The sequence below is a fragment of the Seonamhaeicola sp. NFXS20 genome (assembly GCF_049132085.1).
In the GTDB taxonomy this organism is placed as follows: domain Bacteria; phylum Bacteroidota; class Bacteroidia; order Flavobacteriales; family Flavobacteriaceae; genus Seonamhaeicola.
The window spans coordinates 70,388-90,215 of sequence record NZ_JAFMPU010000002.1 but is presented as its reverse complement, the minus strand read 5'-3'; the positions used below and the strand labels follow the sequence as shown (position 1 = coordinate 90,215).

The 19,828-nt window shown below is 31.6% G+C and carries 14 protein-coding genes; 13 read left to right on the top strand and 1 reads right to left on the bottom strand.

What is annotated here, in order from left to right:
* The first annotated feature begins 68 nt into the window (after positions 1-68).
* Complete coding sequence (locus J1D01_RS03520) at positions 69-1,370, top strand: anthranilate synthase component I family protein (RefSeq protein WP_421149853.1); 1,302 nt, start codon at positions 69-71, stop codon at positions 1,368-1,370.
* On the opposite strand, the gene J1D01_RS03515 is transcribed toward J1D01_RS03520, so the two are convergent.
* On the bottom strand, positions 1,367-2,059 hold the full coding sequence (locus tag J1D01_RS03515; RefSeq protein ID WP_372937082.1) for a hypothetical protein: 693 nt from the start codon (positions 2,057-2,059) through the stop codon (positions 1,367-1,369). The genes J1D01_RS03520 and J1D01_RS03515 overlap by 4 nt on opposite strands.
* A gap of 124 nt (positions 2,060-2,183) precedes the next feature.
* Between J1D01_RS03515 and tilS the strand changes: the two genes are divergently transcribed.
* The 12 genes from tilS to J1D01_RS03455 all read left to right on the top strand — a co-directional run bounded on the left by tilS (position 2,184) and on the right by J1D01_RS03455 (position 19,756).
* Positions 2,184-3,494 carry a tRNA lysidine(34) synthetase TilS gene (tilS, locus tag J1D01_RS03510; protein WP_421149852.1) on the top strand — a complete coding sequence of 437 codons (1,311 nt, stop codon included), beginning with the start codon at positions 2,184-2,186 and terminating at the stop codon, positions 3,492-3,494.
* 50 nt (positions 3,495-3,544) lie between these two features.
* Entirely contained in the window at positions 3,545-5,167 is a 1,623-nt protein-coding gene (gene ade, locus J1D01_RS03505; RefSeq protein WP_421149851.1) for an adenine deaminase, read from the top strand.
* 2 nt (positions 5,168-5,169) lie between these two features.
* On the top strand, positions 5,170-6,129 hold the full coding sequence (locus J1D01_RS03500; RefSeq protein ID WP_421149850.1) for a YheT family hydrolase: 960 nt from the start codon (positions 5,170-5,172) through the stop codon (positions 6,127-6,129).
* 208 nt (positions 6,130-6,337) lie between these two features.
* A complete protein-coding gene (nirB, locus tag J1D01_RS03495) occupies positions 6,338-8,851 on the top strand; it encodes a nitrite reductase large subunit NirB (RefSeq protein WP_421149849.1) in 2,514 nt (837 codons plus the stop codon).
* A 21-nt stretch (positions 8,852-8,872) separates the two neighbouring features.
* Positions 8,873-9,250 (top strand): nitrite reductase small subunit NirD, encoded by a 378-nt coding sequence (gene nirD, locus J1D01_RS03490; protein WP_372937077.1) that lies wholly within the window; start codon positions 8,873-8,875, stop codon positions 9,248-9,250.
* Between the two features lie 13 nt (positions 9,251-9,263).
* On the top strand, positions 9,264-9,851 hold the full coding sequence (locus J1D01_RS03485; RefSeq protein ID WP_421149848.1) for a DUF4202 domain-containing protein: 588 nt from the start codon (positions 9,264-9,266) through the stop codon (positions 9,849-9,851).
* Between the two features lie 12 nt (positions 9,852-9,863).
* Positions 9,864-11,684, top strand: a complete 1,821-nt coding sequence (locus tag J1D01_RS03480) for an ATP-binding protein (protein WP_421149847.1) — start codon at positions 9,864-9,866, stop codon at positions 11,682-11,684.
* Positions 11,685-11,735: 51 nt separating this feature from the next.
* The gene (locus J1D01_RS03475) at positions 11,736-12,119 is read left to right on the top strand and encodes a RidA family protein (protein WP_421149846.1); all 384 of its coding nucleotides are present in this window, start codon (positions 11,736-11,738) and stop codon (positions 12,117-12,119) included.
* Between the two features lie 50 nt (positions 12,120-12,169).
* Positions 12,170-12,835: a response regulator gene (locus J1D01_RS03470; protein ID WP_421149845.1), complete on the top strand. Its 666-nt coding sequence runs from the start codon at positions 12,170-12,172 to the stop codon at positions 12,833-12,835.
* A gap of 278 nt (positions 12,836-13,113) precedes the next feature.
* Positions 13,114-14,547: an MFS transporter gene (locus tag J1D01_RS03465; protein ID WP_421149844.1), complete on the top strand. Its 1,434-nt coding sequence runs from the start codon at positions 13,114-13,116 to the stop codon at positions 14,545-14,547.
* A 251-nt stretch (positions 14,548-14,798) separates the two neighbouring features.
* Positions 14,799-18,320, top strand: coding sequence for a molybdopterin-dependent oxidoreductase (locus J1D01_RS03460; protein WP_421149843.1), 3,522 nt, complete (start codon positions 14,799-14,801; stop codon positions 18,318-18,320).
* Positions 18,320-19,756, top strand: coding sequence for a rubredoxin (locus J1D01_RS03455; protein WP_372937585.1), 1,437 nt, complete (start codon positions 18,320-18,322; stop codon positions 19,754-19,756). Before J1D01_RS03460 ends, J1D01_RS03455 begins: the two co-directional genes overlap by 1 nt.
* Positions 19,757-19,828 lie beyond the last annotated feature (72 nt).

Genomic DNA, 19,828 nt, shown 5'->3' with positions numbered 1-19,828 from the left:
TAAACTTACTTACAAAAATCTTAATTTTTTAAGTATTCTAACTAACTTTGCGGCTCAATCTTAATTTTTTGAGAGCAAAAAGTAATTATAAGCTAGAAAACACAGAAGTATTTAAAAACCAACTTCTGCAATGGGCGCAACAATTTGATGATATTGTTTGGTTAGACTCTAATGAGTATAGCCAAAAATATTCTAATTATGAAGCTATTTTAGCAGTAGATGCCTTTACTTGTATTAAAACCGATTATCACAATGCTTTCGATGATTTAAAGGAATATCAAACCATAACAAAAGATTGGATTTTTGGTTATTTAACCTACGATTTAAAGAATGATATTGAAGATTTAAATTCTAACAACTTTGATGGATTAGAATTTTCAGACCTCTATTTTTTTCAACCAAAAAAATTGTTTTTATTTAAAGGAGATGCTGTTGAAATGCAATATTTAGGAGCAGTTGATGATGAAATTGAAATAGACTTAGATAAAATTAGAAACCAAAAAGTAAATTATTTTAATCACAATGATTCTAACGAAGATGCCATAAAAATTAAACTTAGAATTCATAAAGATGCCTATTTTGAAAAGGTTAAAACTATGCTAAATCACATCCACCGAGGTGATATTTATGAAGCTAATTTTTGTCAGGAATTTTACGCCGAAGATACCCAGATAAACCCGTTGGAAACGTATTATAAGCTCAATAAAATTTCAAAACCACCTTTTGCATCTTTTTTAAAAATACATGATAAATATGTATTAAGTGCTTCACCAGAGCGTTATTTAAAAAAAGAAGGTAAAGTTGTTGTTTCTCAGCCAATTAAAGGTACAGCAAAACGATCTGATAACGAAGAAGAAGATAAAAGGTTCATTGCTAATTTATTGCAGGATGAAAAGGAACGTAGTGAGAACATTATGATTGTAGATTTGGTTAGAAATGATTTATCAAAAACGGCTATTAAAGGTAGTGTTAAAGTAGATGAACTTTGTAAAGTTTATACTTTTGAGCAAGTTCACCAAATGATTTCTACTGTTACATCAAAAGTTACGGCTGCCACACATCCTGTAGATGTTATAAAGAGCACATTTCCTATGGGAAGCATGACAGGAGCACCCAAAATTTCATCAATGAAAATCATTGAAAAATTAGAAGATACCAAACGTGGTGTATATTCTGGGGCAATTGGCTATTTTACCCCAAATAATGATTTCGATTTTAATGTAGTTATTCGCAGTATTTTATATAATGCGTCAAAAAAATATGTATCCTATTCCGTTGGTAGCGCCATTACATCAAAGAGTAACCCGTTAAATGAATACGAGGAATGTTTGGTAAAAGCAAAAGCAATGCGAGAGGTTTTAGAAAATTAGTTAAGATGATCTTTAAATTCTTCAATAGCTAATTCTAAAATACGTTCAACGCGTTTATCTTCTATACTTTTAACTTTTGCAATTTCTTTAAACGATAATTTACCAAATACAAATAAATCAACAATACCAGAGACTCTAAGCGGTAACCATGTATAAAATTTGCCTAATAAATGTTTATTTCGGTTGGTTGAAATATCAGAAATTTCAAAAGCATTTTGAATGGAGGCATTTTTATCATCATAAACAAAAACTTGTTTGTTTTCATGGTCTTGGTGATAAGAAATATCGCTTAATTCTTCGTTCATAATAAAATCAAAACCTTCATCGGCAGTAAATTTTTCTTCTAGTCCATCTAATTCATCTTCCAAAATAACATGCGTACTCATGGTTTTTTGGTGAAAAGCTTCTTTTTTAAATAAATCATCTAATTCACTATCTACTATTTTAAACAAAGCAATTTTAATAGAGGCAGCATCTGCATCAATATTATAGCCTTGTTCATAAAATTTAGCAATGCCTTCATCTATTATATCATGAGATTTATACATGTTTTTAGGAATAATTTTAGTAGATTCTGCAATGTATAAACGGTGTTTTACATAAGCTTGTAAATGTTGTGTAGCAGAAACTACTTTTTTATGAAAATTATTTAATGTTTTTTTATCTGATAATTTATCTACGTTGCACATAACTCAAACTTTTTTATATTACTTCTTTAAATTTACGAAATTCACAAAAAAAATACATGATTTTTATCATATGAATATTTAATAAAGATAATTTATAAACTAGCCAAAGTTGTATATTTGAGTTATGGTAGAACGTTTTAAAAAGCACATTAATTCAAAATTAAGTTTCTTAAAAGATGCCAGACTTTTAATTGCCATTTCAGGTGGGGTTGATAGTGTGGTTTTGGTGCATTTATGTCATCAGCTAAATTTAAATATATCATTAGCACATTGTAATTTTAATTTAAGAGGGAAAGAAAGCGATGAAGATGAAAATTTTGTAATAGAATTTGCCAATAGTTTAGATATTGAAGCCTTTACCGAAAGTTTTAATACAGAAGCATATGCTGCTAGAAATAAAGTATCTATTCAAATGGCTGCAAGGGAAATGCGTTACTTTTGGTTTGATGAATTAGCTCAACAGTTGCAGTTTGATTACATTCTTACAGCACATCATGCCGATGATAATTTAGAAACTTTTTTAATTAATTTTTCAAGAGGAACAGGGTTAGATGGTTTAACGGGAATTCCAAAAATTAACAACAAATTTGTGCGCCCGTTATTGCCATTTTCAAGAGAAAATGTAATTGATTATGCTAAGGCTAACAATTTAAACTGGCGGGTAGATAGTAGTAACGCATCAACAAAATACCTTAGAAATAAATTACGCCACGAGGTAATACCTATTTTAAAAGAAATTAACCCAAGTTTGCTTCAAAGTTATCAGGGTACCATTAATAATTTAAGTGATACTGCTGATATTGTTGAAGATTGCATGGAAGCATTTTTAGAAAAAGCTATTCTAAGTATTGAAGACAATAAAATTGTTTTAAGTGTTTTAGAATTTAAAAAGAAAAATAATCCTAAAGCTTATTTGTTTGAAACCCTTAAAGATTATGGATTTACAGAGTGGAATGATGTTCAAAATTTATTAGATGCTCAGTCTGGTAAATACGTAGTTTCAAATACTCATAGGTTAATTAAGCATGGAGATACTTTGCTTTTAAGTGAATTAATAACCGAAGCATATGAAGATTTACTCATTTCAAATATTCATGAAGAAGTAGAAACACCTTTTGGAGTTTTAACCTTTTCTGAAGTAGATAAAGTGTCTACCAATGATACCACTGCTATTTTTGTTGACAAAAATCGCTTAAAATTTCCTTTAAAAATAAGAAATTGGCAAATGGGAGATGTATTTTTTCCCTTTGGAATGGTAGGTAAAAAAAGAGTGAGTAAATATTTTAAAGATGAAAAATTATCGTTGTTAGATAAAGAAAGTTCGTTGTTATTATGTTCACAAAATGACATAGTCTGGATTTTAAACAGGAGAGCCGATGATAGATTTAAGGTCACTGAAAATACAACAGATATATTAAAAATTGAATTAAAATAATGGTGTCATTCTTAAATTGAAGCAGAATCCCATTAGGTTGAACTTATTATATGAAACTACAAGGCAACATAGTAGATGTTTTAAATAAACGCATTTTTAAAGGTGAAATAACTGTTGAAAATAAGCGTATTATTTCAATTGAAGCAAAAAATCATAATGAAGAACATTTTATTCTTCCTGGTTTTATAGATGCTCACATTCATATTGAAAGCTCCATGTTAGTACCCAGTGAATTTGCAAAAATAGCAGTAAAACACGGTACGGTTGCCACCGTATCAGATCCTCATGAAATTGCTAATGTTTGCGGATTAGAGGGCGTTAAATTCATGATTGAAAACGGGAAACAAGTACCGCTAAAATTTAATTTTGGCGCACCATCTTGTGTGCCGGCTACCACTTTTGAGTCTGCCGGAGCTACTATAGATTCAAACGATATAAAAGCACTTTTACAAAACCCAGATATAAAATACTTAGCCGAAATGATGAATTACCCAGGTGTGATTTTTGATGATGAAGAGGTTTTAAAAAAGTTAGCTTGGGCAAAACATTATAATAAACCCATTGATGGGCATGCTCCAGGGGTTGTGGGAGATGATTTAACAAAATACATTGCAGCAGGTATTTCAACAGATCATGAGTGTTTTACCTATAATGAAGCTTTAGAAAAACTTCAAAAAGGTATGAAAGTGCTTATTAGAGAGGGTAGTGCTGCTAAAAACTTTGAAGCCTTAATTGATTTGTTACCAGAGCATTTTGAAAATATCATGTTTTGTAGCGATGATAAACACCCAGACGACCTAATGCTTGGTCATATCAATCAACTATGTGCTAGAGCAGTTGCTAAAGAAATAGATGTTTTTAAAACACTTCAGGCAGCTTGTGTGAACCCTGTGAATCACTATAATTTAGATGTGGGTTTATTACAGGTTGGAGATTTAGCCGATTTTATTGTGGTTGAAGATTTGGTGAGTTTTAAAACGCTTCAAACTTATATTAACGGCGCTTTGGTTTATAAAAATGGAGAGTCATTAATAGCATCGGTTGCATTTCAAAATATTAATAATTTCAATTGTGTAGCTAAACAAGTATCAGATTTTAAGGTTGAAACTTTAAAAGAAAAAATACGTGTTATTGAAGCTTTAGAAGGACAATTAGTAACTAATGAGTTGGTTGAAAATGCTAAAATAGTTAATGGTAATGTAGTCTCTGATGTAGAAAATGATGTGTTAAAAATAGCAGTGGTAAACAGATACCAAAATCAAAAACCAGCATTGGCATTTATAAAGAATTTTGGGTTAAAAGAAGGTGCCATTGCTTCATCTGTTGGGCATGATTCTCATAATATTATTGCAGTAGGAACTTCAGACGAAGCCCTTTGTAAAGCCGTAAATTTAATTATTGAAAACAAAGGTGGTATTTGTGCCGTTTCTTCAACACAAGAAAAAGTGCTTCCGTTACCAATAGCTGGTATTATAAGCGATGAGCATGCCAAAATTGTTGCTAAAAAATATCAAGATATAGATGCTATGGCAAAACGTTTAGGTTCTAATTTAAATGCACCTTATATGACCTTGTCTTTTATGGCTTTATTAGTGATACCTTCATTAAAATTAAGTGATAAAGGATTGTTTGATGGAACCAATTTTAAGTTCACATCTTTAGAAGTTAATTAAGAATGCCAGTATTAGAATCAACTTACAAAGCACCTTATTTTTTTAGAAATGGATTTGCGTCAACCGTCTATTCGGGGTTAATAAGACGCGTAAACGGTGTCGTTCAAAAACGAGAACGTATTATTTTGTCTGACGGCGATTTTTTAGATTTAGATTGGAGTTTTTCCGAAACAAAATCTAATAAACTTATAATTCTTTTACACGGTTTAGAAGGAGACGCCAAAAGACCCTACATGCTAGGACCAGCTAAACTTTTTAACAATAATGGCTTTGATGCGGTTAGCGTAAATTTTAGAGGTTGTAGTGGAGAAGACAACTTAAAGTTTAGAAGTTATCATTCTGGTGCAACAGAAGATTTACATGAAATCATTCAATTTGTAATTAGTGCCAAAAATTATTCAGATATTTACTTTCATGGTATTAGTTTAGGAGCAAATTTAATTTTAAAATATTTAGGAGAAAGAGAAGTAATTCCTCATGAAATAAAAGCATCTATTGCAGTTTCGGCACCTTGTTATTTGTATGGTTCTTGTGTAGAACTTCATAAATTAAAAAATAAACTTTATGCTGTTAGATTTTTAAATCATTTAAAAGACAGATTAAAATTTAAGTTAGAAAAATTTCCTGATGCTATTTCTATTGAGGAATTTCAGAATATAAAAACCTTAAAAGATTTTGATGATGTTTACACATCTAGAGCACATGGTTTTAAAGATGCCTTAGACTATTATAAAAAGTGCAGTAGCTTACAGTATATTCCCAATATAAAAATACCAACGCTTATTATAAATGCTTTGAATGATTCTTTTCTTTCTCCAGAGTGTTATCCTGTTAAAGAAGCTAAAGCAAATGTTAATGTGTTTTTAGAAATGCCAAATCACGGTGGTCATGTTGCATTTATTGATAAACGGAACGTGTACTACAATGAAAAAAGAGCTTTAGAGTTTATAAAATCTATCTAAGCTTAGCTTCTTGCGGTCTATTTTTTATAAACATCATTTTCAAATCATTTATTAAACACAATTCAATAATCAAAATTTTAATGTTTAATTAATTTTTATACGCTCTATTTGAGAAATTCATAATAATTCAACTATCTACGTAAAAAATAAGTTCTAAAACAGGTTTAAATAAGTATAAATACTTAGTTTTGTTTTAAAATACGTAGATATGAAAAAAATCATTGTAGTTGGTAACGGTATGGTTGGTTACAAGTTTTGCGAAAAATTTGTAGCACAAGACGCATCTAAAGATTTTGAAATCTTGGTTTTTGGTGAAGAACCAAGACCAGCATATGATAGGGTTCATTTAAGCGAATATTTTGAAAATCAAGATACCAAAGCTCTAGAAATGGCTCCAAGCAGTTGGTACAAAGCTAATGGAATAGAGTTAATTACTGGCGAGCGTGTGTCAGATATTAATAGAGTAGCAAAAACTATTAAAACAGCTAAAAACCGTGAATTTTCTTATGATTATTTAATCATGGCTACGGGTTCATCTCCCTTTGTACCACCAATTAAAGGTGTTGAAAAAGAAGGTGTTTTTGTATATAGAACTATTGAAGATTTAGAAGGTATGCTTGCTTATGCAGCTAAACTAAATAAAGAAAAACCTAATGCTAGAGCCGCAGTTCTTGGTGGCGGATTGTTAGGTTTAGAGGCAGGAAAAGCTGTTTTAGATATGGGATTAGAACCTCATATTGTTGAGTTTGCACCTAAATTAATGCCAAGGCAATTAGATTCTAGAAGTTCACAAGTCTTAAAATTAAAGTTAGAATCTATTGGTTTAAATATTCATTTAAGTAAAGCTACTAATCAAATTTTAGGTGATGGTAAAATTACAGGAATGGAGTTTGGTGAAGATGATAGGTTAGATGTAGATATGCTAATAGTATCTGCAGGAATTAGACCAAGAGATGAGTTAGCAAAAGCATGTGGATTAGAGGTTGGTGTTAGAGGTGGAATAGTTGTAGATAATACCATGAAAACCTCAGATGATAATATTTATGCTATAGGAGAAATTGCATTATATAACCAAATGATATACGGTTTGGTAGCTCCAGGTTATGATATGGCTGAAGTTGCCGTAAAACAAATTTTAGGAGAAACCAATGTTGTTATGCCTGCTGATATTGATATGTCTACAAAATTAAAACTAATTGGGGTAGACGTAGCAAGTTTTGGAGAGCCCTTTATGCCCGCAGATAAAGGACACTCCATCATTTTTGAAAATAAAACCCAATATTTATATAAAAGAATAAACGTAAGTCATGATGGTAAAAAGTTGCTAGGAGGTATTTTAGTAGGAGATGCTGCAGATTATAGTATGCTTCATCAAATTTACCTTAACGGAATGAAAATACCAGAAGACCCTGCGCAATTAATATTGCCAGTTACAGATGGAAATGCTGCTTTTGGTGATGTTATGGATTTGCCAAATGAAGCGCAAGTATGTTCATGTGAAAGTGTTACCAAAGGGCAAATTTGTGGAGCTATTGAAAGTGGTGAAGCTAATGATTTAGCCAGTGTTGTTTCTTGTACCAAAGCAGGAACAGGATGTGGTGGTTGTAAGCCAATGGTAAAAGATCTTACAGATGCTACTTTAAAATCTCTAGGTATTGAAGTTAAAGATTCAATTTGTGAGCATTTCGATTTAAACAGACAAGAATTATATGATATTATTCAAGTTAAAGGATACAGAACTTTTAATGAAGTAATAGATAATCACGGAAAAGGTTGTGGATGCGAACTTTGCAAACCACTAATAGCTTCATTAATGGCTACAATTCATGCAGATACTGCAAATAAAGAGTATGCTATTCAAGATTCAAACGATAGATTTTTAGCCAACATTCAACGTAATGGTACCTATTCTGTTGTACCACGCGTACCCGGTGGAGAAATTACACCAGACAAACTTATAGCCTTGGGTGAAATTGCAAAGAAATATGATTTATACACCAAAATAACAGGGGGCGTGCGTGTAGATTTATTTGGGGCAACCTTAAATCAGCTTCCATTAATTTGGAAAGATTTAATATCGCATGGTTTTGAAAGTGGTCATGCCTACGGTAAATCTTTACGTACAGTGAAAACTTGCGTTGGTTCCACATGGTGCCGATACGGAATGGACGAAAGTGTAAGTTTTGGTATTGAATTAGAAAACCGCTATCGTGGTATTCGTGCACCACACAAAATAAAAGGCGGAGTATCTGGATGTATTCGTGAATGTGCCGAAGCACGCGGAAAAGATTTTGGCTTAATAGCTGTTGAGGGTGGCTGGAATTTATATGTAGGTGGAAATGGTGGTGCAACACCAAGGCATGCAGAGTTATTGGCTGAACAAATTGATAATGAAACAGTAATTAAATACTTAGATAGATACTTAATGTTCTATATGAGAACTGCAAAACCTTTACAACGTACCGCTGCATGGCAAGAACGATTAGAAGGAGGAATGGATTACTTAAAAGAAGTTGTTATAGATGATAAATTAGGAATCTGTGATGACCTAGAAAAAGAAATGGAAACCTTAGTTAATAAGTTTGAGTGCGAATGGACACAAGCTATTAACAACCCAGAGATGATGAAACGCTTCAGTCATTTTGTTAATAGCAAAGAAGAAGATGATAGCTTAGTTTTTGTTCCTATGAGAGAGCAAAAAATGCCAGAACCTTGGAATTAATAGCACTAAAATTTAAATAACATGGAAGAAGTTTTAGAAAAATATAATGCAACCAAAATTGAAAACGTAAAAGTTTGGTTTAAAGCAGCATCAGTTAATGATTTTCCAGTAGATGGAGGTGCATGTGTAAAATATAAAGACAAGCAAATTGCTGTTTTTAATTTTGCTAAACTAGGTAAGTGGTATGCTTGTCAAAATGTTTGTCCGCATAAAATGGAAATGGTTTTGTCTAGAGGAATGATTGGTGATGATAAAGGGGTTCCTAAAGTAGCTTGTCCGTTACACAAAAAAACATTTTCATTAGAGAATGGCGAAAATTTAAATGGCAATATAGATGCTATTGCTACGTATCCTGTAAAAATTGAAGAAGAAAATGTGTATATTGGCTTTTCAGATTAAATTATGAAAAGTAATGAAGCCAACACGATTTGAAACAGCCATAGCCTTAATAGATAAAAAAAACGCACAAGATATTAATACATACCAAGTTGCAGGAATAAATTACCCTAAAGAGCTATTGTATTCACAACGAATGACACGTAAATTGTTACAGTTTGAACCCAATGCATCTAAGGCATTACAAATTGCTGCTAGGGCACAACATGTTTGCAGATGGCAAATTCCGAGAGATGATTATCCTATGGATCGTGTAGGGTATTTAAAGTGGAGAGAAACACTTAAAAAAATGCATGCAGAAATAACTGCCGATATTTTAAAGCAGGTGGGGTATGATAATCAATATATTGAAAGGGTAACACAGCTCATAACTAAGAAATTAATTAAGAAAAACGAAGAATCTCAAACTCTAGAAGATACAGTTTGTTTGGTTTTTTTAGATTACTATTTTGAAGAATTTGCGGCTAAACATGAAGATGAAAAAGTTATAGATATTCTTCAAAAAACTTGGAAAAAAATGTCTGATAAAGGACATGAAGCAGCGTTACAATTAAGTTTTTCAGACAAAAATCTTTCTTTAATAAAACAGGCTATACAGGGTTAATAAATAGTAAAAATGGCAATCAATCGTAATTCATTAGACCAAAGTACTTTTGAACGGTTACGTCGTTTGTATATTATTGCGCTTAGTACCATTGCACTATCGGTTATTGTTAGCCAAATTCTTATTAGAAAACATTTAAAAGATCAAGAAAGTGATTCTAGAATAATTAACGTTGCTGGTAGGCAACGTATGCTTAGTCAGAAACTTACAAAAGAAATTTTATCACTTTCAACTAATGAAAATAGCCCAGAAAAAATTGCAATAAAAGACAATTTAAAACAAACCTTAGCACTATGGGTACTGTCTCATAATGCACTTCAAAATGGAAATGATAGTTTGGGGTTACCAGGTAATAACAGCAAGATGGTTTCAACAATGTTTAATGATATTAATCCTGCTTTTAATGCTATTAAAAAAGCTTCAGAAACCATTATAAATCAAATAGAAACCAATCCTAGTATAACTACTATAAGTTTCAAGCCTCAAATAGATCAAGTAAAATTAAATGAAGGTAATTTTCTAAATAAAATGGATGGTATTGTAAATCAATACGATTTAGAGGCTGAAGAAAAAATAGCATGGTTGCGTAAATTAGAAATGTTTCTAATGGTATTCACCCTGCTACTTTTATTAGCAGAGTTTTTGTTTATTTTTTGGCCTACAGCAAAAACGGTTAAGAAAACCTTATCAGATTTAATACTTGCCGAGAAAAAGGCCAAAGAAATGGCTTATAACGCAGATCTTTTAAGTGAAGCTAAAGAAAAATCTATTAAAGAATTAAGAGCTTTAAGTCACGCAATGGATGAAACTTTACTTTTTGCAAGAATAAAACCCAACGGTAGCGTTGTGCATATGGGTAAAAAGTTTTCAAAGCTTTTTAGTTTAAGTAAGTTTCATGCATCTGTAAACTTTGCACAGGTACTTTCGGTTAATGAAAATGAACAAGAAATTATTGAAAATTTAATTTCTAAAAATAAAAAAACAGGGTGGCAAGGAGAGGTTAAGGCTTTAACTAAAAACAATAAAGATGTATGGCTAGAAATGGCTATAATTCCTTTTAATCCAGTTGACGACAGATCTGAATTGTTAATAATTGCTTCAGATATAACAACAAGAAAAGAAGGGCAATTAGAAATTGAAAGGTTAACAAAGAAAAGTTTTGAGGAGAAGATGAATCAGCAAAAAATCATCTCCAGTAAAATAATTGAAAATCAAGAAAAAGAACAAAACCGTATAGCTAAAGATGTTCATGATGGTATTGGGCAAATGCTTACTGGTTTAAAGTATAATTTAGAAAGTATTGATGTTTCAGATATAAAAAAAACAACCTCTAAAATAGAGCACTTAAAAGATCTCACATCAAATATTATTAAGGGTGTTAGAACTGCTACTTTTAATTTAACCCCACCAGAATTATCAGACCATGGTATTGTCCCTGCTTTAACAAAACTAACTCAAGAATTAGCTAAGCTTACAGGTAAAGAAATTATTCTTTATAACAAAACAGACTTTAGTGGTAGGTTGGATTCTCTTACAGAAATCAATATTTACAGAATTACACAAGAAGCCATTAATAATGCCATTAAATATGCAGATTCTTCACATATTTTAGTGTCCTTATCAAGTAGTAAAAATATATTGAGTATTGTAATTGATGATAACGGAAAGGGGTTTAATCCAGATAAAGTTAAAAAAGTAAAGAAAGGAGATGGCGGTATGGGTATGACGTTTATGAAAGAGCGCATTAAGTATGTTAATGGGCGTTTGTTTTTACATTCAGAACCAGGAAAAGGCACACGAGTAACACTTAATATACCGTTGAATGAAGCATAATTTTATCATTCAGTAAGTGTTTAAATATCACATTAAAAAGATTAGTATAAAATGACAAAACAACTAATAAACTCAGGTTCTGTATTTGAAGAACAAATAGGATATTCAAGAGCAGTAGTGCAAGATAATTGGGTTTTTGTTTCTGGAACCACAGGCTATAACTATGACACTATGACTATTAGCGAAGATATTTTAGAACAAATAGAACAATGTTTTATTAACATTAAGACTTCACTAGAAAAAGCAGGTGCTAGTTTATCAGATATAGTTAGAGTTACTTATATATTACCAAAAGCAAGTAATTTTGAGTGTTGTTGGCCTGTACTAAAAAAATATTTAGGAGATGTAAAACCCGCAGCCACAATGCTATCTGCTGGTTTAGCTAATGAAAAAATGAAAATAGAAATAGAGGTTACAGCACTTAAGAATAGATAGTTACGTAATAATACTTAAAATTGTTACTTTTGTACTAGGAAATTAAGATTATGGATGTTATTAAAGTTGTATTAGCAGATGATCATGCTTTGGTAAGAGATGGTATAAAAGCACTTTTAGAAGATCAAAATGGTGTTGAAGTGATTGATGAGGCTTCAGATGGTAAAGAGGCCTTAGAGGTGATAGCTAAAAACAAACCAGATGTACTTATTGTTGATATTAGAATGCCAGAAATGAATGGTATTGAAGTGGTTAAAGAAATAACAGAAAAGCATAAAGAAGTTAAAACTTTAGTGCTGTCTATGCATGATTCTGAAGAGTATGTGGTACAATCAATTCAAGCAGGAGCTGATGGTTATTTATTAAAAGGAGCTAGTAAGGACGAATTTTTAAAAGCCTTAAATAATGTAGCCTCTGGCGGTAAGTATTTTACAGGAGATGTTTCTGAAATTATAATGAACAATTTTGTAAATGGAACACCTGTAGTTTCAACACCAAAAAAACAAGAACCAGAAGCGTTACCTTTTAAACTTACTAAAAGGGAAAAACAAATACTTAGTTTGGTTTTAGAATTAAAAAACAATAAAGATATAGCCGAAGAACTACAAATTAGTAAGCGTACAGCAGAGGTACATCGCTTTAATTTAATGAAGAAGCTAGAAGTTTCTAATTTAAAAGAACTTACAGATAAAGCTAAGCAATATAAATTGACTTAAAAAACATGATTTCATTACTGTTTTTGTTTGTGTAATCAAATGATGCATTTTTATACTAAAACTAATTTATTTGTATTCTTTGTTTCGGTTTAGCTAAGTAGCTAACGCCCAAGTTTTATTAAACCACTAATACTTATCTTGTTTTCCTAATTCATTTTATTGAATCTTTAAAAACAGGTTTTATAAATTAGCAATCTCATATTTATTTTTAATTACGTAATTTTTTATAGTTATATTTAAGTAAAAATACGTAGTTTTGTTTTGTAAAATACGTAGTTATGATAAATATTCAAGCACAAAAGGCAACAAAACTATCACTTTTCAACCTAAAGAACGTTTCAATACGTACATTTTGGATAACAGCTATATCATTCTTTATATGTTTCTTTGCATGGTTTGGTATTGTACCATTTATGCCAGATGTAGTTAAAGATTTAGGTTTAACACCAGATCAAAAATGGAACTCCATTATTCTTGCGGTAACAGGTACGGTTTTCGCACGTTTGCTCATTGGTAAATTATGTGATAAGTACGGACCACGAATTTGTTATACATATTTATTAATGTTAGGAGCAATTCCGGTAGTTCTTTGTGGGTTAGTTCAAACACCAACACAATTTTTAATTTGCAGATTATTTATCGGATTCATAGGTGCTTCTTTTGTAATTACTCAAGTGCATACCTCTTTAATGTTTTCATCTAATATAGTAGGTACTGCTAATGCAACATCTGCAGGTTGGGGCAACCTAGGTGGTGGTGCAAATAGATTAGGAATGCCATTAATTGCTGCTGCGGTAGTAAGTTTTGGAGTAGCTGAAGCCGAAGCGTGGCGATATTCTATGGTAATTGCTGGTATTGTTTGTTTCTTAATGGGTATAGTTTATTATTTCTTTACACAAGACACTCCCAAAGGTAATTTTAAAGATTTAAGAACGCAAGGTATTGAAATTGAAAAAAAGAAAGATGAGGTTGGTTTTTTAGAAGTGCTTAAAGATTACAGAATTTGGATTTTATTTATTGTTTATGCAGCAAGTTTTGGTATTGAATTAACGGTTTACGGAACTATGGATGATTACCTTCAAAATACCTTTCAGTTAGAGCGATTAACGGCTGGTAATATTGTATTATCCTTTGCTTTAATGAATATTTTTGCCAGAACTTTAGGAGGTTTTTTTGGAGACAGATTTGGTAAACTAAAGGGGTTAAGAGGGCGTGTTTTATTCCTGTCATTTATTTTATGTGTACAAGGAATTATGTTAGTTACTTTTTCTACAACAACCAGTATTGTTGTAGGCTTTATATTCTTAATTTTATTTAGTTTAAGTGTTCAAATGGCAGAAGGTGCAACATTTTCTGTGGTGCCTTTTATTAACAAAAAAGCAATTGGTTCTGTATCAGGAATTGTAGGTGCAGGGGGTAATGTGGGGGCTTTTTTAGCTGCATTATTTCTAAAATCAAAATCAGCATTAGCCGAAAAAGTAGCCATTACAACTAATGAAGGGTTAGGAGAAGAAGCTGTGAAATTAGCACAATCGGCAGCATCATCGGCGGCAGTATCACAGGGGTATTTTGTTATAGGTTTTATAGTTATACTAACGGGTATTGTGGCATTAACAATTAAGTTCTCTACGGCCGATGAAAAAGAACATGCGCCACAATTAATTACCGATGATAATTTAGGAGAACTTAAACCCGTAGAAGTAAAAATTTAATATAAATTATTCTCTGAGTTTTACTCAGAATTTTCTTTGAGAGTATGCTATTCCCGAAATTTTTTCCAACTAAATGTTAAACCGGGAATAGCATTAAAGAACTTCTTTTAAATGGAATTCTTTATTAATAAACTCAAATTTTATGAATTTGGTTAATAATAAAATCTTTCTTAAAAGGATTGCTAATAATATAAAATAAGTCTTGTTTGATATTAAAATATTGGTTTAATTAGTACTAAAGCCTTATATAAATGGTTCAAAATGAAGTAAAAACAACATGCTCTTATTGCGGAGTTGGGTGTGGAATCATCGTTAAAAAAGATAATAACAACAAAGTCATTGTTGAAGGCGATAAAGAACACCCTGTAAATAAGGGAATGTTATGCTCTAAAGGAAGAAACTTGCATTATGTTGTAAATGATACTTCAGATAGAATTTTATATCCAGAAATGCGTTGGAGTCGTTCACATCCTAGAGAGCGTGTTAGTTGGGATGATGCCTTAAATAGAGCTGCAAGCGTTTTTAAATCAATTATAAAAAAACACGGACCAGATAGTGTTGGTTTTTATGTTTCAGGGCAAAGCTTAACAGAAGAATACTATATAGCAAATAAACTTACTAAAGGATTTTTAGGAACTAACAATATTGATACCAACTCAAGACTTTGTATGAGTTCTGCTGTAGTAGGCTATAAAAAGACCTTTGGAGAAGATAGTGTACCCATTTCTTATGCAGATATAGAATTAGCAGATACTTTTTTAATTACAGGCGCAAACCCCGCATGGTGTCATCCTATTTTATTCCGAAGATTAGAAAAACACAAAGACGAAAACCCCGATGTAAAAATTATAGTAGTAGACCCTCGTAAAACAGACACCGCTCGTTTTGCAGATTTACATTTGCAAATTCTTCCAGGAACAGATATTATACTTTACAATGCTATAGGAAGACGTTTGTATGAACAAGGGCTTATAGATGAAAATTTTATAAATAATCACACAGAAGGTTTTACAGCTTACAAAGAACAAATATTTAAAACAAAGTTAAGTGTTGCTTCAAAATTATGTGGTATAGACCAAAAAGATATAAAAAAAGCAGCCGATATTATTGGGCTATCTAAAGGTTTTATAAGTATGTGGGCTATGGGACTTAACCAAAGTATGGTAGGTGTAAATAAAAACATTGCATTATTAAACCTTTCTTTAATAACTGGACAGGTTGGGAAACCTGGTTCAGGACCGTTTTCACTTACAGGACAACCAAATGCTATGGGTGGGCGTGAAGTTGGAGGAATGGCAAATCTTTTAGCGGTTCATAAAGATTTAATGAATGAAGAACATAGAAGAGAAGTAGCACAATTTTGGGGTGTAGAAAAAATAAACCCTAAACCAGGTTTAACTGCCACAGAAATGTTTGATGCTTTAGAATCTGGAAAACTAAAAGCAGTTTGGATAGCTTGTACCAATCCGTTAGTAAGTTTACCAAATACCCACAAGATTGAAAAAGCCATGAAAAACGCCAAATTTGTAGTGGTTCAAGATATTTCTTATAGAGCCGATACGGTTGCTTATGCAGATTTAGTATTGCCCGCTGCGGGTTGGTTAGAGAAGGAAGGTACTATGACAAATTCTGAACGTAGAATTTCATATCTTCCTAAAGAAATTGATCCACCAGGAGAAGCTAGACCAGATGTTGAAATTTTTTGTGACTTTGCACAACGTATGGGGTTTAGAGGTTTTAATTATAGCTCAACCGAAGAAATACATGACGAGTATTGTGCCATGACTAAGGGAACCAATATTGATGTGTCATACTTAAATTATGATCGCTTAAAAAACGAAGGCACTTTTCAATGGCCAGTTAATCAATACAGGCATGAAGGAACACCGCGTTTATTTCAAGATAAAGTGTTTTACACACCTTCAAAAAAAGCTATTTTTAATGTAGCTACAACCATAGAAAACACTTCACAACTTCCAAATGCAGATTATCCTCTTATTTTAACTACCGGACGTGTTAGAGATCAATGGCATACCATGACAAAAACCGGAAAGGTATCAAGATTAAAAACACATTACCCAAAACCTGTTTTAGAAATAAACCCTGTTGATGCCTATTTAGACAAAATTAAAGATGGAGATTTAACTGAAATTAAAAGCGAAAATGGCACGGTAAGAGTACGTGCAAAAGTTACAGATGATATTAAAAGAGGAGTTGTATTTTTACCTATGCACTGGGGCAAACAATTGCAAAATGATTTAAACAGAGCTAACAACTTAACTAACACGCATGTAGATCCTATTTCAAAAGAACCCGATTTTAAGTTTACAAGAGTAGCAGTTTCAAAATATGAAAAACCAAAAGATAAAATACTAATTGCTGGAGCAGGAGCTGCGGCGTTTAGATTTATTCAAGATTATAGGGAATACAACCAGAAAGATGAAATTCATGTATTCTCTAAAGAACCTAACTTATTTTATAACAGAGTGTTGTTGCCAGAATATGTCACAGAAGAATTAACATGGGAGCAACTACTGAAAATTAAAAAATTAGAGCTAGATAAGTTAAATGTTCATTTACATCCAGAAACCTTAATTACCAAAGTTAATTCAGAAGAAAAATTAGTAACAGACAGTAATGAAAAAACACATTCATTTGATAAATTAATATTAGCAACAGGTAGTAGAGCATTTATTCCAAGAGATGTTCAAATAGATTTACCAGGGCGTTTTACAATGCGTAATAAAAGTGATGCAGATGAGTTTAAAAGCTATTTAGATGCTACAGGATTACCTCCTGAAGAACAGCATGTGGCTATTGTTGGTGGCGGACTTTTAGGGTTAGAATTAGCAGCTGCTTTAAAGCATAAAAATGTAAAAGTAACTATCGTGCAACGCGGTTCTCGATTAATGGAACGCCAATTAGATAAAGTATCAAGTAAATTATTAGCACTTGATGTTCAAGAACGCGGTATTCAAGTTTATTTTGATAATGAAGTAAGTACTGTTTTTGATGACGAAGAAACAGGTGAACTTAACATTAGTTTAAAAAGTGGAAAACTTTTTACAGCAAATGCTATTGTATATGCTATAGGAACCATTCCTAACATAGAAATTGCTAAAGAAAATGGTATTAAATGTGGTAGAGGTATTATTGTAAATCAACATTTACAATCTTCAAACCCAGATGTTTTTGCCATTGGAGAAATAGCAGAATATAAAAACCAATTATTCGGAATTACATCAGCGGCAGAAGAACAAGCTAATGTATTGGCTAATTTTATAGCAGGAGATGTTAGTAGTGCATACAATGGTTCTGTTTTAATGAATATTTTAAAATTTAACGACTTAAACCTATGTAGTATAGGTGAAATTAATGTACCAGAAAATGACCCCAGCTATGAAGAAGTTATTTTTACAGATATTTCTAAACGGTATTACAAAAAATGTATTGTAAAAGATGATTTGCTTGTAGGAGCTGTTTTAATGGGAGATAAAAATGAATTTGCCGAGTTTAAAACTCTAATAGAAAGTAAAATTGAAATGTCTGAAAAGCGTCATACTTTATTAAGAGGCGCTTCAAATGATAAACCCGTTATTGGTAAATTAATTTGTTCTTGTAGTCAGGTAGGAGCAGGTAATATAGAAGAAACTATTGCAGAAGGATGTACAGATTTTACAGAATTATGCAAACAAACAGGAGCAGGATTAGGTTGTGGAAGTTGTAAAACCGAAGTTAGAGAAATACTTCACAAAGCAAAAACATTAGCATAATGGACGAAAGATATAGGTTAATGATAAACGGTGGAGTTTTATCTCCTGCCGAGTTAAAATACATTTGTGAAGCAGCAGAAGCGTTAGGATTAAACGCTATCTCTTTTGGGTCGCGTCAAGACATTATTTTTCCAGAAAAAATTGATGAAACTAAATTTAGCCAGTTTAATAAAATTAAGTTTGTAAAACCTAAAAGAGATAAAGTAGAAAATATAGCCTCATCTTACGTGTCTGCTGAGATTTTAGCTAGCACCTCATGGCTTACAAGTGATAAGTATTTATACATATTAGAGCAGTTTAAATTTAATCCTAAATTACGTATTAATGTTACAGACCCTAAACAAAGGTTAGTGCCGTTATTTACAGGAAATGTAAATTTTATAGCCTCAGAGCATGAAGACTATTGGTATTTGTATGTAAGACTCCCAAATTGGAAGAAAACTGTTATGTATCCGGCTCTTATTTATAGTTGGGACATGGACAAAATTGAAAAAGCTATAGAAAACATTCTAATAGAAGAACCAGAAACTATAGAAACTGTTTTTGAATTGGTTAGTGATGCTGTTGATACCAATAATAGAACCGTTGATAAACCTCTAAATATTCCTTTTTATCCTTTTCCCTATTACGAGGGTATGAACCGTATAGGAACAGACCGCTATTGGCTTGGGTTGTACTGGAGAAATAACCGGTATGATTTAACTTTTTTAAAAGCTATGTGCGATTTATGTTCTGAAAACAAGATTGGAAAAATATCTATCACACCATGGAAATCATTTATTGTAAAAGGAATACCAGAGAAAACAAAATTACACTGGGAAAAACTATTGGGTAAGTTTGGTATAAATGTAAGACACTCTATGTTAGAAATGAATTGGCATGTTCCAGTAAATGACAATGAAGCTTTAAACTTAAAAAAATACCTTGTTACTAATTTCGATCAAAATGATATAAGTACTTATGGTTTAACTTTTGGAATAACAAACTATAATAGCGATACTTATAACTTCACATCTATAGTTATAGAAAAAAATAGACAACCAGAAAATATAGGGAATTTTAAAATTAGAGATACTTATAACTTATTATATGCCAAAAATTTCGATCCTAATACCAGAGAATACATCATGCATGTTCAAGATGTTGATAAAGTAGAACTTCCAGGGTTATTAATGGAATTAAGTAAACTGTACTTTGAACAATTAGGTAATGAAAGAGATAATAAAGAAACTCAAGAAACAAAAAAAGAAGTTATAGAAGAACATGTTTATCAATGTAGTGATTGTTTAACAGTTTATAGTGAAACCTACGGAGATATTAGCCAAAATATAGAGCCAAATACTCCATTTGAAGAACTACCAGAAGCGTATGAATGTTCACTTTGTGAAGCTCCAAAAAGTAGTTTTCATAAAAAAGTATTAGTAAAAAAATTATAATTACTCTCTTGTTAATTTTATACTTACTAATTTAAAAGAGATAATTCATCTATAATAATTAAAGGGTATATA

What these genes read in the sequence shown, in the direction of transcription:
- J1D01_RS03470 (WP_421149845.1), top strand. Translation starts at nt 12,170, where the DNA reads ATGGATGTTATTAAAGTTGTATTAGCAGATGATCATGCTTTGGTAAGA.
- ade (WP_421149851.1), top strand. Translation starts at nt 3,545, where the DNA reads ATGAAACTACAAGGCAACATAGTAGATGTTTTAAATAAACGCATTTTT.
- J1D01_RS03455 (WP_372937585.1), top strand. Translation starts at nt 18,320, where the DNA reads ATGGACGAAAGATATAGGTTAATGATAAACGGTGGAGTTTTATCTCCT.
- J1D01_RS03485 (WP_421149848.1), top strand. Translation starts at nt 9,264, where the DNA reads ATGAAGCCAACACGATTTGAAACAGCCATAGCCTTAATAGATAAAAAA.
- tilS (WP_421149852.1), top strand. Translation starts at nt 2,184, where the DNA reads ATGGTAGAACGTTTTAAAAAGCACATTAATTCAAAATTAAGTTTCTTA.
- J1D01_RS03475 (WP_421149846.1), top strand. Translation starts at nt 11,736, where the DNA reads ATGACAAAACAACTAATAAACTCAGGTTCTGTATTTGAAGAACAAATA.
- J1D01_RS03465 (WP_421149844.1), top strand. Translation starts at nt 13,114, where the DNA reads ATGATAAATATTCAAGCACAAAAGGCAACAAAACTATCACTTTTCAAC.
- nirD (WP_372937077.1), top strand. Translation starts at nt 8,873, where the DNA reads ATGGAAGAAGTTTTAGAAAAATATAATGCAACCAAAATTGAAAACGTA.
- J1D01_RS03460 (WP_421149843.1), top strand. Translation starts at nt 14,799, where the DNA reads ATGGTTCAAAATGAAGTAAAAACAACATGCTCTTATTGCGGAGTTGGG.
- J1D01_RS03480 (WP_421149847.1), top strand. Translation starts at nt 9,864, where the DNA reads ATGGCAATCAATCGTAATTCATTAGACCAAAGTACTTTTGAACGGTTA.
- J1D01_RS03500 (WP_421149850.1), top strand. Translation starts at nt 5,170, where the DNA reads ATGCCAGTATTAGAATCAACTTACAAAGCACCTTATTTTTTTAGAAAT.
- J1D01_RS03515 (WP_372937082.1), bottom strand. Translation starts at nt 2,059, where the DNA reads ATGTGCAACGTAGATAAATTATCAGATAAAAAAACATTAAATAATTTT.
- nirB (WP_421149849.1), top strand. Translation starts at nt 6,338, where the DNA reads ATGAAAAAAATCATTGTAGTTGGTAACGGTATGGTTGGTTACAAGTTT.